The sequence below is a fragment of the Treponema denticola genome (assembly GCF_024181605.1).
Classification (GTDB): Bacteria; Spirochaetota; Spirochaetia; order Treponematales; family Treponemataceae; genus Treponema_B; species Treponema_B denticola_B.
The window spans coordinates 2,349,150-2,365,792 of sequence record NZ_CP054477.1; the positions used below are offsets into that span (position 1 = coordinate 2,349,150).

Here is a 16,643-nt window from a genome sequence, read left to right on the forward strand (position 1 = left end):
GCCAAGCCCCGCTTTCAGTTAAAGATGAGTTTTTATCTCCTATATTTTTTGCCGTACGACGCAGTAGATGCCCGCACCTCTGCCAGCGCTTTGACAAATAGGTGGAGCAGATGCTAGGAGCGTACAAAAAACACCCGCAGGCGTACTTGTTGTACGTCGAGGACTGTTTTTTGTTAAGCGACAACGCAGATCCCCGCCTCTTCTGTAAACCCTTTTGAAAATAGCGGAGGTAGATACAAGGAGTTAGGTAAAAAAGTACCGCAGGCGTATCTTTGATACGTTGAGGACACTTTTTTGCCGTGCGACGCAGTAGATGCCCGCCTATTTGTCAAAGTCTAAGGCGCCCGTGTAAAGTTGGTAGTACACTCCCTTCTTCTCCAGCAGGGAGGTGTGTGTGCCGCGCTCGATAATTTCACCGTGATCCAAGACCATGATAACATCGGAATTCATAACGGTGGAAAGACGGTGAGCGATGACGAAAACGGTTCGTCCTTCCATCAGGCTATCCATACCTTTTTGGATAAGAGCTTCGGTTCGGGTGTCGATGGAAGATGTCGCTTCGTCCAAAATCATGACGGGCGGGTCGGAGACTGCGGCGCGGGCGATGGACAATAGCTGCCTCTGTCCTTGCGAAAGAGAGTTTTTATTTCCTTCAATAACCGTGTCATAACCATGTGGAAGCATTGTAATAAAATTGTGAGCATTGGCAAGTTTCGCCGCTTCGATACATTGTTCGTCGGTTGCATCCAAATTGCCGAAACGGATATTTTCCATAATGGTGCCTGTAAATAGATTCACCTCTTGCAATACGATACCGAGCGAACGCCGCAGGTCTTCTTTCTTGATCCGGATAATCGGTATTCCGTCATAGGTAATAGGCCCTTTGTTAATATCATAAAAGCGGTTTATCAAATTGGTAATCGTTGTTTTGCCCGCACCTGTTGCCCCGACAAATGCGACCTTCTGTCCCCGCTCTGCAAAGAGGTTTATATCTTTTAAAACTTTTTTATCGGGCGAGTAACCGAAATCGACATGCTCAAAAATCACCTTGCCGGTAAGCCTTGTCAATGTAATGCTGCCGTCCTCGTGCATTTCTTTCCAAGCCCATACTCCGGTGTGCTCCTCAGCTTCGGTCAGAGTACCGTCTTCTTCCCGTGCATTTACGAGAGTAACGGTACCGGCATCTTCCTCCGGTTCTTCGTCCATCAGTGCAAAAATCCGCGAGGCGCCTGCAACGGCATTAATAACCGAATTGAGCTGATTGGAAAGCTGAGAAATAGGATTGGTAAAATTCCTTGACAGTGTTAAAAACGAAGCGATGGTACCGAGCGTCAGCGTATTGATACCTGCGATAGTCGGATTGGGGATTTTTGCAATTGCGAACCATGCACCGACAAGGGCGACAATCACATACTGAAAATAGCCGAGTGCATTCATAAAGGGCATGATGATATTCGCATAGGAATTTGCCTTTGAGGCGCTTTCCTGCCATGCGGCATTCTTTTCATGAAAATCGGCTTTGACCGCTTCTTCCCGGCAGAACACTTTAATTACCTTTTGTCCGTTAATCATTTCTTCAACATAGCCGTTCAGCTGTCCGAGCGTTTCCTGCTGCCGTACAAAATAAAAGCCGCTTTTTTTTGCGACAAACTTAATCACCTTCAAAATAGAAAAGATGGAAGCAACAACAATAATCGTAAGATACACGCTCTGATACAGCATTGCAAAGAACACTGTAACAACCGTACACATGGAAGAAACCAGCTGCGGCATTGACTGCGTAATCATCTGCCGGAGCGTATCGGTATCGTTGGTATAGCGGCTCATAATATCACCGTGAGTGTGCGTGTCAAAATAGCGTAGAGGAAAACGCTGCATCTTGGAGAACATTTCATCTCTAATCCGCTTGAGAGTCCGCTGTGCAACCTTAATCATCAAGCGGTTATAAATCCACGAACAGAGAACACCGGTGCCGTAAATCGCCGCCATAAAGATGAGCACCTGTAAAAGTCCGGTAAACACCGGAGTGCTTTGCGCAAGAAGCGGCATAATATACCGGTCAATTAATACTTGCAGGAACAAAGCTGCTGATGCGGTTGCGCCTGCACTTAATAAAATACAGACCGTAACAACCGCAAGAACGGTTTTATATTGTTTAAGGTAGGAAAGAAGCCGTTTGACGGCCGGCATGGAAAGCTTCATTTCCGGTTTTGCTGTGTTAGTAGGTTTCATATTATTCATGCCCTTTTTGTTGGGTCTCAAAGACTTCTTTATAGATGGCGCTCGTATGCAGCAGTTCGTCATGTGTGCCTACCGCAGTAATTAAACCCTTATCGAATACGAGGATTTTATCTGCATGCTGCACGGAAGAAATCCGCTGCGCAATAATAATCTTTGTTGTTTCCGGAAGGAACTCTTTAAATGATTTTTGAATCAGAGCATCCGTCTTGGTGTCCACCGCACTGGTGGAATCATCAAGGATTAAAATCTTAGGCCTTTTTAAAAGCGCCCGCGCAATACAGAGCCTCTGTTTTTGTCCGCCCGAAACATTTGTTCCGCCCTGCTCGATACGGGAATCATAAGCTTCCGGCATTGCTTCGACAAATTCGGAAGCACAGGCAAGGCGGCAGGCTTTGACGATTTCTTCATCGCTTGCGTGTTCATTGCCCCATTTCAAATTATCTTTCACCGTACCGGAGAATAATTCGTTTTTCTGTAAAACCATGGCAACCGCATCCCGCAGAGTTTTTACATCATAGTCTTTTACATTTATGCCGCCGACGCTGACCGCACCGGAAGTAACGTCGTACAAGCGGGGAATGAGCTGCACAAAAGAAGTCTTGGAAGAACCGGTACCTCCTATAATTCCAACCGTTTCTCCTGAATCGATTGAAATGTTTGCATTGGTAATAACTTTTTTATCCGCATCGGCACTATACATAAAATCGGCATCGGTAAAGCATATACTTCCGTCCTTTACCTCCGTTACAGGATGTTCAGGGTTTTGGATGGTAGAGCGTTCATTTAAAATTTCGGCAATACGTTCCGCAGATGAACGGGAAATCGTAATCATCACAAAGACCATAGAGAACATCATCAAGCTCATCATAATCTGTGTAGCATAAGAAAAAAGAGCCATCAGCGATCCGGTAGTTAAGCCCTGTGCCGCATTGTTTCCGCTTGCAACAATCTCCTTCGCGCCGAACCATGAAATCAAAATCATACATGTATAAATACATAGCTGCGCCATCGGCATCATCAGAGTGATATACCTCTCCCCTTTTGAAAATCCTCGGTAAATTGATTCCGAAATTTTTTCAAACTTTTCAATTTCGTACTGCTGCCGGTTAAAGGACTTTACCGCCCGTACTCCGCGCACATTTTCCTGCACGACATTGTTGAGCTTATCGTAGGTCTTAAAAACATTTCTGAATATCGGATGCACTTTACTGATAATCAAAAAGATGCCGAGTCCCAGCAGCGGAATCATACATAGGAATATCATGGAAATTTTAGGACTGATTCTAAACGATGCAATCATCGCAAAAATCATCATACCGGGAGCACGCACAGCGAGCTTTACCAGCATCTGATAAGAATTGAGCACGTTCGTTACATCGGTGGTGAGCCGCGTTATAATAGAAGAAGTTGAAAATTTGTCGATATTGGAAAAAGAAAAGGTTTGAACATTAGCGTACATATCCTGCCTAAGGTTTGCAGCAAATCCTGCCGAAGCCTTTGCTGCTGTAATCGACGAAAAAACACCTGTCAGCAATTGAATAATTGCAAAGAGCAAAAGTATCGCCCCGTACTTGAATACGGTTCCCATTGCGCCGAGTTCAATTCCAAAATCGATTAAATACGCCATACAGGAGGGGATAATAATTTCAAATACAACCTCCGTGATTGTCAGCAACACTGCGAGCACGGATGTCCGTTTATATTCCCGAAGGCTTTTTGATAAAGTTTTCAGCATAAAGTTATCCTTCAATAGAGCCATATTATACTACTATTTATTCCGAAAAGCAATCGGTTTTTCTAAAGCCTCCGAAGATAAAGATTTTGTATCGATAGATTGACATCTTCATATAAAAAGCCTATACTCACTCTTGCATCCCGAATTGCGTTAGACGCACGCAAAAGGAGAGGAGTTATGGTAATTCATATGAATATGTACCAGTCGCTCGGCTTTGCAATCGCTTGGTTGCTTGTCGGACGATTCATTAAGGCGAAGTTTGAGTTTTTTCAAAAGTATTGTATACCTGCCCCGATAGTGGGCGGCTTTTTGTTTGCGCTGATTTCGTTAGCACTTCACGTAACAAAAGTACTCGACTTCGAATTTGACACAACCCTGCAAACCTATTGGATGGTGATGTTTTTTACTTCTGTGGGTTATAATGCAGGGTTTTCGATTTTAAGAGACGGCGGGAAAAAAGTTTTTGTCTTTTTGGCTGTAGCTATCGTTTTTGCTATTTTGCAAAACGTTGTAGCGCAAGGAGCCGCAAGGCTTATAAACTTTAGTCCGATGCTCGCCGTCATGCTGGGTTCAACATCCTTTACAGGGGGGTTCGGTACAGCGGCCTCCTTTGCACCTATTGTTGATCCGGAAAACACTCTGGGAGCCTTATCCCTCGCAGTAGCCGTTCCCACCTTCGGCTCTTTGATAAGCTCCATCTTAGGCGGTCCCGTCGGAAACCGTCTGATAAAAAAATACGGCTTACAGCCTTCAAATGCCGATGAAAGCGTAAGAATTGATGAATCGGGAAACATAATAAAAACAACAAAAGTTGTTAAGAAAGTAGAAGCGGTTCATCCGAGCTTTATAAAGCGGCTCTTCTTTAATCCCACAAAGGGCAGGGAAGAGGGTCAAGAAGTCGTAACGGTTCAGGAAGAAGTTATTCATGAAGCCTCGGCAAAAGGTGAAGTAGATAACTCGACAACCAGTTCTGAAAAGCATCTTAGCAGTGAAAAGCTTTTAATGTCATTTATGCTTTTAGTTCTGGCCTCAGGTTTTGGTCTTTTTGTTACCAATTATCTTAATTCGTTGTCGCCCAAATTTAAATTCCCCATTTATATCGGGGCGATGATTTGTGCTGCCGTTATAAGGAACATTGCAGATACCTCAAAAAAATTCAAGATAAATATGGATGAAATTGATGCACTCGGAAATATTTCTTTGAATATGTTTTTGGCTTTAGCTCTTGTTTCGCTAAAACTTTGGCAGCTGGTAAGTTTGGCTATCCCTCTGATGATTATTTTAAGCGCTCAAATCCTTCTTTTGTATTTGTATACACGCTTTGTTACCTTTAAGGTTATGGGCGGAGATTATGACGCTGCGGTCATCACGGCCGGACACATCGGGTTCGGTTTTGCCGCAACCCCTAACGCCATGGCTAATATGGGCTCTATATGCGAAAAATACGGCTATTCAAAAATAGCTTTCTTTGTCGTCCCTATAGTCGGCTCCTTATTTATTGATTTTTTCAATATAATGATAATTGGTATTACCATAGGCTTGGTCGGCTAAAATTAGGCCGGCGGCTCGGTCTTTTGTTATAGGTACTATAAAAACCTTATAAACAAAAGGCCGGCCCCAAGCCCTTTATTTTCTCGGCTTATTTATTTTTATCAAGCCATTCTTTCCACTGGGCTTCGCCTTTGTCTAGGGTGGTAAGGCCATCAATATAGATGTTTTCAGGTTTGCTTAACGCATAATTGAACATATATGTTCTGTTTTTTTCAGCTTCCTCATATATATTGCCTTTGTATCTAACGCCGAATGGATAGAGGACAGCTTCTGTTAAGTTTGATTCTGCAATATAGAGACAGATAATATTATTATCTTCGTCATAGGCTGCACCCCAACACGTTACGGCATGTTGGTATGGCCTGTTACCTTTAGAACCCTGCCAGAAAATCCCTATTGCCCGTTTGTTATCAAGGGCTTTGTTCATAAGCTGTTCAAATTCTTTTTTTGTTTCACATCGCTCAATATTAATAGGGCTTGTATCATGTGTGAAAACATCATTGAATAGCCCGGGATAGATTGAACCTAAAGTTTTTTGAGCATCTCTTTTATACAGATACCACGTCAGTCCATCTTCTATGTAACCTCCTCGGGAATTGTTATGGGTATATGCCCTAAAGATATTGGCTATGTTACTTTTTTTGTTTTCTTCTATATCATTCGATAGGTCTTCTTTATTAGCCGGGGGATCTTTTCTTATATACTTATAATCATATAAAGGCCGTTTCCATGCTTCAATGGCGGCTTTTTGTTTATACTGCTCAACATAGTCTTTATTTTGTTCAAACCACCAGTGCAGCATATTGGAAGCGGTTTTAGCCCAGCATTGGCTAAGATCTTTTCCTTGTCTCTGTTCCTTTCTTATACCGTTAACCACGAAATAATCGCTTGGAAATTGCCCTTGCACATACAACTTGTCTAACTTCCGTACATTGTAAAATTTTGTGTTAGTAGTTTCTTTCCATTTGAACACATATGACTGCGGGTACGTATCCCCTGTAGGTATGCCGTTAATGTTTATTCCTACTTTTTCTTTTTCATTTTCAGCGGGGCTGCCTATTCCGTCGACCCATTTGTAATGCACAACAGGATTCTCATTCTTTTTTTGAATAATGTTTACAGTCAAATCCGTTTTACCGTCAGCGCTTTTAATATATTGACCTGTTTTTTTGTCTTTGAATTTAATGTATGCACGCCTGTCCCACACGGTTTTGTTTTTGAGGCAGGTAAATGAAATTACGTCCTTATTGGGATCGGTTCGTGAACTGATTGTCGGCGCTCCTGTAATCCACGGCAGTTTGTTTGAGGTAAATATCGGTTCATAATCCAATTTACCTTCCATTGTTTGCACCTCGAATGTATATGTACCGGCAGCGCTTTCGGGCATAACGGCTTGCATTGATTCATATTTAATTTGCGGCTTCTTTTTGACTGTGAACGTAACCGTTTTGGCGACCGAGGGGTCTGCAGCTGAACGGATAGTAATAGCTGCATTGCCTTCTTTTGTTGCCTTTATCGTACCGAATTCCGTATCGGTAACGGATATCACATCTGATGTCATCGTGGTGTATTCTAGCTTTCTATTCGTCGCTTCATCAGGCTTTGCCTTTGCTTTGAACATATAGACATCACCGATGAACAAAAAGGCTGGCGGATCTTCTTCAAATTCGATATTTGTAACGGGAACCGGTTCTGCTGTTACGGTAACGCTAATCGTTTTTTTTATGCCGTTTGATGCCTCTATTGTAATGACTGTGAGACCTTCTTTATTTGCTGTAATCAAGCCGGTGCTATCTACAGCAGCAACCTTACTGTCCGATGACGAATATAATAGTGTTTTATTCGTTGCATTTTTTGGTATGATTTGTGCAGTTATGGAGTGTGCTGTTCTTTTTACAAGCGAAAGGTTGTTTTCATTTGACGAGAGCCGAATGCTATTAACTGGAATTTCGCCGGAGTTCTCTTTTTCGGATTTTGTTAAAAGGTTGTTTTTACAAGATAGCAGCAAAAAAAACGCTGCAACAGCCGCAAATCCTATTAATTTGTGTCTTTTTATCATAAAATAATCTCCAATATGTTTATAAAATACATTATTTTGCATATATAGTCAAGGGATCCGTGGAATACCAAGATTAAAACTTGACATTTTCATCTTAAATTACACAACTCTCAAACATTACAGTAGATAATAAGGCCTTTGTTAAGGTTTGAGATCCATCTTAAATTACACAACTCTCAAACAAAGTCCTTTAGGAGCAAGAATGTTTCAGTGTTTGAGATCCATCTTAAATTACACAACTCTCAAACTTGCGGGACGCTTTCCCTGATGTCTTGGCAGTTTGAGATCCATCTTAAATTACACAACTCTCAAACACATCTTCGATACAATTACACATTTCATTTGTTTGAGATCCATCTTAAATTACACAACTCTCAAACTTTGAGCTTTTTTTGATGATTGCGGATAGGGTTTGAGATCCATCTTAAATTACACAACTCTCAAACAAAGCCGACCATCTTGCCTCACCGAATTCCGTTTGAGATCCATCTTAAATTACACAACTCTCAAACTAAACTCATTAACTCTTCTTCCAAACCCTCGTTTGAGATCCATCTTAAATTACACAACTCTCAAACGCTTGAAAGGAAACACCGCACTTTTTTGTGGTTTGAGATCCATCTTAAATTACACAACTCTCAAACATAACTCATAACTTAAAACAAACATCTTAGGTTTGAGATCCATCTTAAATTACACAACTCTCAAACCGGCATAGCCTTTTTCTGCCAAGTATTCAAGTTTGAGATCCATCTTAAATTACACAACTCTCAAACAACTCTAGCAAAGGAAGTACTGATGCTAAAGTTTGAGATCCATCTTAAATTACACAACTCTCAAACAGAAGTACGAGCCGTGCGTTCTACCAACTTGTTTGAGATCCATCTTAAATTACACAACTCTCAAACTAAAACCTTAAAAAAAAGCGACCGTGAAGTGTTTGAGATCCATCTTAAATTACACAACTCTCAAACAGAGCCTCCAACATTGGCCGAAAGCTCAGTGTTTGAGATCCATCTTAAATTACACAACTCTCAAACTTATCTTGCCTTTCGGACATAGGTATATAAGTTTGAGATCCATCTTAAATTACACAACTCTCAAACTTTGATTACTAATTAAAACCGTGGGCTTTCGTTTGAGATCCATCTTAAATTACACAACTCTCAAACCCAAAAGAGGAGTTCCGTCCGTGTTCTCTTGTTTGAGATCCATCTTAAATTACACAACTCTCAAACGATAGGGATTTGTATATCAGAGGATTATCGGTTTGAGATCCATCTTAAATTACACAACTCTCAAACAACATCCATATTGCCCAAGCCCGTTTTACGGTTTGAGATCCATCTTAAATTACACAACTCTCAAACCCAAAATAGTAACTTCCTGCCAATCGGCCGGTTTGAGATCCATCTTAAATTACACAACTCTCAAACGATGACGGCAGCCCCTGCGGGGAATTGGTGGTTTGAGATCCATCTTAAATTACACAACTCTCAAACGCCTTTAGTCCCTCGATGAATTTCTTGACTGTTTGAGATCCATCTTAAATTACACAACTCTCAAACCCAAAATAGTAACTTCCTGCCAATCGGCCGGTTTGAGATCCATCTTAAATTACACAACTCTCAAACAAGTTCAATATTTTCAAGTCTAACAGATTCGTTTGAGATCCATCTTAAATTACACAACTCTCAAACTGTCAAGCGTTTTTCAAAAAAAATTAAAGGTTTGAGATCCATCTTAAATTACACAACTCTCAAACCTCGGAGATGTATACCTAGCCTCACTTATTGTTTGAGATCCATCTTAAATTACACAACTCTCAAACCCGCACCTTGCCGCAGAAACCGAGTACTACGTTTGAGATCCATCTTAAATTACACAACTCTCAAACTTTTAATTCGCATCCGTATTCTTTTTTTGAGTTTGAGATCCATCTTAAATTACACAACTCTCAAACCGAAATAAGAGCCCTAAAAGCAACATCGCTGTTTGAGATCCATCTTAAATTACACAACTCTCAAACTGCCCATTCGCTTACCACTTCAGCTATGTTGTTTGAGATCCATCTTAAATTACACAACTCTCAAACCTCGCCGCCGGTCTTGCCGTCAAGTAAATCGTTTGAGATCCATCTTAAATTACACAACTCTCAAACCCTTCCTCGCTTCCTGCGGGGGCTGCAAGGGTTTGAGATCCATCTTAAATTACACAACTCTCAAACAAACTCAAAAGGGGTATAGGGTTAATAATTGTTTGAGATCCATCTTAAATTACACAACTCTCAAACATGAAGTGCTTGTTTATGTCGAATTATTAAGTTTGAGATCCATCTTAAATTACACAACTCTCAAACACTCAAATAGCTTATATAGAAGTTGCCAGAGTTTGAGATCCATCTTAAATTACACAACTCTCAAACACTGCTGATTGCGTCTGTTCGTCTCCCAGTGTTTGAGATCCATCTTAAATTACACAACTCTCAAACTAGATTTTAATCCATTCATTATAGCTTTAGTTTGAGATCCATCTTAAATTACACAACTCTCAAACTAATTATGGGGCTTGTAATTCTTTCGATTTGTTTGAGATCCATCTTAAATTACACAACTCTCAAACGGCGTCTTCGGTCGAAATTTCGCCTTTTTCGTTTGAGATCCATCTTAAATTACACAACTCTCAAACAGAATTCACAGCTCAAGCTGCAAAACTCATGTTTGAGATCCATCTTAAATTACACAACTCTCAAACGGGGTAAATGCCGTTAAAAGAGCTTACCGTGTTTGAGATCCATCTTAAATTACACAACTCTCAAACATCAGATATGGTGTAGGTGGAGAGTCTATCACACTATAGATAGCGGTAACATAAGATGATTACATTTTAATACTAACATGAGAATCGTTTATTGTCAATATATTTCGCAAAGGTCCTTATCAATAATATATGATTTTTCACAATCTTCTTTTGTAGATGTATATGCCCCCTCGATTAAAAATAGATTTGTTTTTATATAGCGGGCAAATTTGTATAACTCGGATAAGTCTTTGAAATTTAAAAATTGTTTTAGGTTTATAAAAACAAAGCATTTTATTTGATTTAATTCCACAGAAGCACTTATATAATCTATAATTTTTTCAAGTAAATTTGTATATTCTGTTTCAAAAGAGATATTAACAGCTTTAAATATGCTGATCAAATCAAGTTCTTCACTCCGTTTGAGAGGTATATCCAAAGAAAGAAGTACATCATCTATATGTTTTAATATCTCACTTTTTATGGTGCATGTTTTTAGGTAATTATATTCATCGGAAATACTTTGTTTTAAGATCGAATAAATTTTGTTCAGATTTTGTTTATTATTTATATCGAGATTTATAGGATTTAATATCAGCTCACATGTTTTTGGAATAGAAAGCTCTTTGTCATCTTCGGATAATATGAATTTGCCCTCATTACCTGAATATTGACTAAAAAGCTCCGATACAAATTCGGTAAAAAAAGTTTTATTTTCTATAGTTAAAACATTAACTTTATTTTCCGAAAATATTATTTGATTTTTAATGTCAGGATGTACCAGTTTCATAGAACAACAAGCCTTTCATCGGTATTTAAATATTCTGTTTTAGATTCTCCAATAATAATTTCCATTTTTGCATATTGCTTTTCAGTAACGGTTAATATTTCAACCAAGCCTTCGGGAGGTTTATTCTTCTCTATACTTTTTACAATAGAGTCTCTATTTGTAAGATTTAAAACCAATTTTGAATAAACCGACTTTTGCTGCATAATAAAGCCTGATTTAATTAGATACTTCCTAAAAACCGAATAATTATGCCTATTTTCGGGTGTTATTACGGGTAAATCAAAAAAAACGATAACTCTCATAAATCTATAACTCATTGCGGTAAAATTTAATTTGTGAAATATCCTTTTCATTTAGCGCATCAAAAATACTGTGTACAAAAATTTCGATAGCTTTATTTAGATAATGCTCTTTATTGTTTATGAGCACCTTTTTATTTATAACACTAATTATTTTTAGCTTTTCTTCATGCTCAAATTTTTGAGGGTTAAGTTTAGAAACTTCTGCATCAACAAGAGGCCTAAAAGGCTCCATAAGGTCTGATCCGAGATTAAAAGGATTAAACATATTGTCATGAAAAATTCCAAGTTGCGTAATATAACCGTTTGCAGTTATTTCACGATTAAATGCAGAAAGTAAGATGCTATATCCGTAATTTAAAGCAGCATTTATAGGAATATCCAAACTTCTGGAAAATCCTGCTCCAAATAACGCTGCAAAATATGCTTTTGCAGCATGGGCTTCTTTATTTGTTTTATCGTTAATATCTATACCTGTAATATACTCAGCCAGTAAACTTGCTTGCGGAAGATTCAGTTTTTCTAAGAGGTGTTTTTGCTGTCTTATTTTTTCTGTTACAACTTCAGTCCATACAAGCTGTTTGATATTCTTATCCCATTTTATTTGAAGCCTGATTTTTTCGCTGGTATCATGGCTGCCGTAATATCCTATCAATTCAGAAGCCGGATTTCTCTTTTCGTCACAAAAAATTACCTTAACCTTTTGTTTTATAAGCTCATTTAATAAGGCTGCGGTTATAGAGACCGCTGTCGTTTCAATGATTAAAACTGAAATTTCTTCAATAAAAACTTTTTGGGTTTTTTCACCACGAACTACGAGATGATTTAAATGTAAATCCAGCTTTGCCCTATTTGAAATAACAACGGTCCTCCAACTCATATCTTTAACAAATCAATCCTTTTTTCAAAAATACCTGTTATTGATTGGCAAATTAAAATGCAGTTATCAAGGTTTGAGATTTTTTTTCCTAATGTTGTGACCCCGGCCGCAGATTTACCTTTGATTAATCCTAAATCTATTGCCTCTCTAGTAGTACAAAACAGTTTTAGAATTTCCAGCATAACTCTAATTTGATCTTCCGGCTTTAAATTTATAAACTCATATCTTCCTTTGATTAACATACCAAGAGTTGTAGAATTCGGCCTTTTACTATAAATAGTATCCTTATGTTTTGTTAAAAGCATATCATAGATTTCCAAATTCTTCTTTTGAAGAAGGTCATAAAACTCCTTTTCTCCTATTTCATCATTTTTTGTCTTTTTGCATAAATTTTCTTTGATATAAGATCTAAAGGATAAGTCTTCATAAGGAGAAATTGTTTTTCCTATCTTTTCTCTTTGACTTCTTATTTCATTGAATCTTATAATTTTTTTAAAATAAAGAACTTCATCATTTGAACAGCAAAACTGAACAGCCGGACGCAGTAAGAAAGAATCATTGGTTTTCCCTGTTATATGACAAGGGAAACCGTTAATTTTTAAGAGGGAGTTGATTTTTATTTTAGGAACCAAAATCTTAAATTCTTTTTTTCCTAGCTGGTCTGTTAAGTAACTCTTTAATTTTTCTTGATCTTTTTGCATATCTTTTACCAAATATAGAGGGATGGTTTCTAAGCTTCGTATTTTATTCCCTTTTTCTTCGTATTCTATAAGAGTATAATATGCAGCAGAGACTTTATTATAGCCCCCATATTTTGAAATATTAGAAAAAGGACATTCTTTTTTTAGAGGATGCTGACCCAATCCTTTTTTCATAATGGTTTGATCAAAAAGACCTCCTTTTTTGCAGGCAGCTTGGCGTGTATAAATAGGGGTATTTCTTTTAAGCATATCCTTCACAGTGATAATTGTTTTTCCTCTTTCCCATGCCGTAATATTATTTCTTTTTACATCATAATCAAAAACTTTATAATAATTATAAGTATCGGTAATCTTTGGATTATCCCGTTTCTCCTTTATAAAGTTCCAAGGATTATTTGTAAATTTTGTATTATATACATTTCCGACAACAATATTTAAATATGCATCATGAGCATGATGAAAATCGTTTATTTCTCTGCATTTTACAATATCGAATTTATTTCTAAACATCGATACAGTTTCAGCTTTAGAGTAAACAATCTTAGTTTCGGGAAACATTTTTTCTAATACTTTTGCAGCTACCTTGGTCGCTTGTCTTGTTTCTACAAGCTGTCTGGCAATGAATTTTGCCGTTTCATCATCCGAGATTGGAATTGTTCTTGTTAACCTATTCAATTTTTCAAGGCTTATAAAGTTATTTCTTTGTAAAAAATTCCAAAAACCCCTTTGTTTCAATTGAATTTCAGACCTCAAAGGATATTTATCTTCCTTATTCTTATTGCAACTGCTGCATACTAAAACCCGATTACTTATACTATCATCTTTAATCTTGGATTGTGGATAAATATGATCTATATCATAGTTGCTTGTGTCAAATACATGTCCTATTTCAATCGGTTTGCCGCAATACATGCACTTTCCAAGCTGCGTATAATAAAGATAAAGTTTGTCGCTTCGAAGCCTTAAATTATCTTCATTTTCTATTTTGCCTGAAAGATCTTTTATCTCGGAGCTAAATACATCCGCATCATTTTTACAGCTATTGTACAAGTCCTGTAAAATTTTTAATCTTGTCTTAGTCCTCGCAGGTTCAAGCTCTGCACCCTTTGCCATTTCTATAAATATTTTTTTAGGAGGAGCTTGGGTAATATGCGATATTTCTCTTACAAGTTTTAAAGTCTGCCATAACATTTTTTTTACCGATGGTGATAAAAACAAAGGCTTAACCAAGCCGTCATATGAAGATAGTTTTTCAGCATCTTCAAATCCCGAATTTATCTTTTTAATATTTTCAGTAAATTTAAATTCGCTGCTAAGCAGCTCCATTAAATTATTTTGAGTTTCCCGCATTGCAGTTATTATATTTACCGGTTCGCTAAAACCCGGCATTTCTGATGTGACGGCTTCAAGGAATTTGCGTGATAATCGGCCCCAACCTGAAAATTTAAGATTTAGAATTTTTTTGATCTGTTCATCAGAACAATATTTTCCATATTCGGCTTTTATTTTTGTTTTAAGTATTGTTTTACCTTCTCCTTCATCATAGATAGCAGCCCATCGTATAATTTCTTCAAGCATATTCTTTGTAGAAATTTCGTCTACTTGCTTTCCGAATATGTTTTTAAGTTCTATATATGATTTTAACGAAGATGTACATTCTTTATCGATACCTAGAATAATTACTTCATCCGTTTTATTGCAAACACCTTCGTGTTTGATAAAATTTGAAATCTGTTTTTGTGTAATCTTTTTATATTTTTTAAATAAATCTTCGTATATTTTTTGTTTTAGTTTAATATCGCAGATATTTTTTCCGTCAATGATAATCTGTAAATTGTTGATTTCATTTAAAACGGTATACTCGGAATATAAAAGAGAACTTTTGGGTAAAACAGATTCTCCTATTAAATATGTGCAAAAATTGGTTCTGCTTGTAATAAATGCTTCAGCTGTTTTTTCTTTATCGATATGATCAAAAAAGTTCCATGGAGTAGTTTTACCGGAAGGCGATTTTTCTTTTTTTACTACCCAGCATCTATCGGGAAAAGATTTTTTATGGTTATCGTTTATAGGTCCAATATAATAAGGAATCTTAAATGTCAAAAGCATTATAATTTTTTCACTGTAAGATAAACCGTTTTCATCTTTTTGTTTTAAAAAAGAAAAATATTTTTCTGCATTTGCTAATATTTTTTCCAATTCCATCTTGCGTAATTGATAAGGAATTTCCGCATTGCTTTTAGATATCTGTTTAGGTAAAAAATTACCTGTTTCAATTTCGGTTAATATATCATTTACTTCCTTTATCTCGGATTTTGCTGAAAGAATAGTTTTTAAAAATTTGTAAAAATCTTCTTGATTTACAGAATTGTTTATAACCAGTTTTTTATTCTTGGTTTTACATACACCTACATATCCGGAATAATTATTTTTAGATTCGTTATCTTGATTATATCCGAATACTTTTTTATAATTGTTTGGAAAATGCTTTTTTATGACAGCTTTTAATTTAGTCAAATCGGTTTTATGCTTTTCATATATTTTTACCTTTGCAAAAGAAAGATACTGTTCATCCCCTATTACCTTGGAAAGAACCGAGCAGTTATATACAGCCTTAGCTTTTAATAAAAGCTCAAAAGAATCTCCTAAAATGGAAGCAAGATCATCGCTTAAAGCATCAAAATCATCTTTAGAAAAAGATATACTATTTTTCTCTGCATCCTTTAAATCGGGATTATCATAAAGATCGGTAAAGTTTATTTTGTTGCCTGATATTAAATTAGTAAGAGCTTTTTTTTGTTTGTCGGATGGCTTCAGTCCTAAAGTCTTATTTAGGCGGCTTTGTTTTTCGGAATTTTTTAAAGAGTTATCCTTTAAAATCTCTTTTATTTTTTGACTATCGGCATCAATATCGACTTCCATATCTTCGCGCAGATATTCAAAAAGAGCTTGTATAGAAGTATCAAACTGATTTTCCGAATCGAAATCGCCTTCAAATAAAAAATGACCTCTTTTTTTTATAATATTATGGCAGGCTAAGTATAATAACCTTGGATCGGGCTTTACCTTGTTTTCAATCCAAGCCTTTATCAGGTGGTTTATGGTAGGATAGACTTTATGGTAAGTCTTATCGGTAAAATCTTTATCATTAAAAAGAGCGTTTTCCTGTAATATGGTCTTGTCTTCTGCATAGAGAGAGCTTTCTTTCATTCTTTGGAAAAAGCTCTCATCTGTTTTTGCAATTTCTTGGGAAAAAAGCTCTTGGAGCAACTTTATTCTTTTTTTTCTTCTCTCAATACGGCGCCTAGCACCCCTGTGAAGCCTTCTCACTTCCGCAGTTTCTGCCGTCTCAAAACACCTCATTCCCCAAAGGTCTTTCCGATTAGCCTTTAATAGCTTATAGTCAGTATCAGTAACTGCCCATCCAACCGATCCGGTTCCTACATCCAATCCGAGAAAATAATCCTTAATTTCCTTTTTCATACCTTGACCATTCCTTTAAAAAGTATTATAATAACAGTATACACAATTTAAGATCCATCTTAAATTACACAACGAGTTCAAATAAGAATTCATCAAAATCGTCCC

8 protein-coding genes and 1 CRISPR repeat array are annotated in these 16,643 nt (G+C 37.1%); of the genes, 1 reads left to right on the top strand and 7 read right to left on the bottom strand.

All coding sequences use genetic code 11. The annotated features are described in order from the left end of the window. Positions 1 to 321: 321 nt before the first annotated feature. Both E4N80_RS11060 and E4N80_RS11065 read right to left on the bottom strand, forming a co-directional pair. Positions 322 to 2,232, bottom strand: coding sequence for an ABC transporter ATP-binding protein (locus E4N80_RS11060; protein ID WP_253699255.1), 1,911 nt, complete (start codon positions 2,230 to 2,232; stop codon positions 322 to 324). A 1-nt stretch (position 2,233) separates the two neighbouring features. Continuing rightward, positions 2,234 to 3,976, bottom strand: a complete 1,743-nt coding sequence (locus E4N80_RS11065) for an ABC transporter ATP-binding protein (RefSeq protein ID WP_253699256.1) — start codon at positions 3,974 to 3,976, stop codon at positions 2,234 to 2,236. Positions 3,977 to 4,153: 177 nt separating this feature from the next. Between E4N80_RS11065 and E4N80_RS11070 the strand changes: the two genes are divergently transcribed. Next, complete coding sequence (locus tag E4N80_RS11070; RefSeq protein WP_253699257.1) at positions 4,154 to 5,527, top strand: sodium/glutamate symporter; 1,374 nt, start codon at positions 4,154 to 4,156, stop codon at positions 5,525 to 5,527. A gap of 88 nt (positions 5,528 to 5,615) precedes the next feature. Here E4N80_RS11070 and E4N80_RS11075 read toward each other — a convergent pair whose 3' ends face one another. The 5 genes from E4N80_RS11075 to cas9 all read right to left on the bottom strand — a co-directional run bounded on the left by E4N80_RS11075 (position 5,616) and on the right by cas9 (position 16,538). Then, positions 5,616 to 7,586, bottom strand: a complete 1,971-nt coding sequence (locus E4N80_RS11075) for an IdeS/Mac family cysteine endopeptidase (RefSeq protein WP_253699258.1) — start codon at positions 7,584 to 7,586, stop codon at positions 5,616 to 5,618. 80 nt (positions 7,587 to 7,666) lie between these two features. Further along, positions 7,667 to 10,406: direct repeats of the CRISPR family, unit length 36 nt; unit sequence GTTTGAGATCCATCTTAAATTACACAACTCTCAAAC. Between the two features lie 94 nt (positions 10,407 to 10,500). Further along, positions 10,501 to 11,175: a type II-A CRISPR-associated protein Csn2 gene (gene csn2 / locus E4N80_RS11080; RefSeq protein ID WP_253699259.1), complete on the bottom strand. Its 675-nt coding sequence runs from the start codon at positions 11,173 to 11,175 to the stop codon at positions 10,501 to 10,503. Continuing rightward, positions 11,172 to 11,477, bottom strand: a complete 306-nt coding sequence (cas2, locus tag E4N80_RS11085; RefSeq protein ID WP_002676672.1) for a CRISPR-associated endonuclease Cas2 — start codon at positions 11,475 to 11,477, stop codon at positions 11,172 to 11,174. Before cas2 ends, csn2 begins: the two co-directional genes overlap by 4 nt. A 4-nt stretch (positions 11,478 to 11,481) precedes the next feature. Continuing rightward, positions 11,482 to 12,354, bottom strand: coding sequence for a type II CRISPR-associated endonuclease Cas1 (cas1, locus tag E4N80_RS11090; RefSeq protein WP_253699260.1), 873 nt, complete (start codon positions 12,352 to 12,354; stop codon positions 11,482 to 11,484). Continuing rightward, entirely contained in the window at positions 12,351 to 16,538 is a 4,188-nt protein-coding gene (cas9, locus tag E4N80_RS11095) for a type II CRISPR RNA-guided endonuclease Cas9 (protein WP_253699261.1), read from the bottom strand. Before cas9 ends, cas1 begins: the two co-directional genes overlap by 4 nt. Between the last annotated feature and the right edge of the window lie 105 nt (positions 16,539 to 16,643).

What these genes read in the sequence shown, in the direction of transcription:
- E4N80_RS11060 (WP_253699255.1), bottom strand. Translation starts at nt 2,232, where the DNA reads ATGAAACCTACTAACACAGCAAAACCGGAAATGAAGCTTTCCATGCCG.
- E4N80_RS11065 (WP_253699256.1), bottom strand. Translation starts at nt 3,976, where the DNA reads ATGCTGAAAACTTTATCAAAAAGCCTTCGGGAATATAAACGGACATCC.
- E4N80_RS11070 (WP_253699257.1), top strand. Translation starts at nt 4,154, where the DNA reads ATGGTAATTCATATGAATATGTACCAGTCGCTCGGCTTTGCAATCGCT.
- E4N80_RS11075 (WP_253699258.1), bottom strand. Translation starts at nt 7,586, where the DNA reads ATGATAAAAAGACACAAATTAATAGGATTTGCGGCTGTTGCAGCGTTT.
- csn2 (WP_253699259.1), bottom strand. Translation starts at nt 11,175, where the DNA reads ATGAAACTGGTACATCCTGACATTAAAAATCAAATAATATTTTCGGAA.
- cas2 (WP_002676672.1), bottom strand. Translation starts at nt 11,477, where the DNA reads ATGAGAGTTATCGTTTTTTTTGATTTACCCGTAATAACACCCGAAAAT.
- cas1 (WP_253699260.1), bottom strand. Translation starts at nt 12,354, where the DNA reads ATGAGTTGGAGGACCGTTGTTATTTCAAATAGGGCAAAGCTGGATTTA.
- cas9 (WP_253699261.1), bottom strand. Translation starts at nt 16,538, where the DNA reads ATGAAAAAGGAAATTAAGGATTATTTTCTCGGATTGGATGTAGGAACC.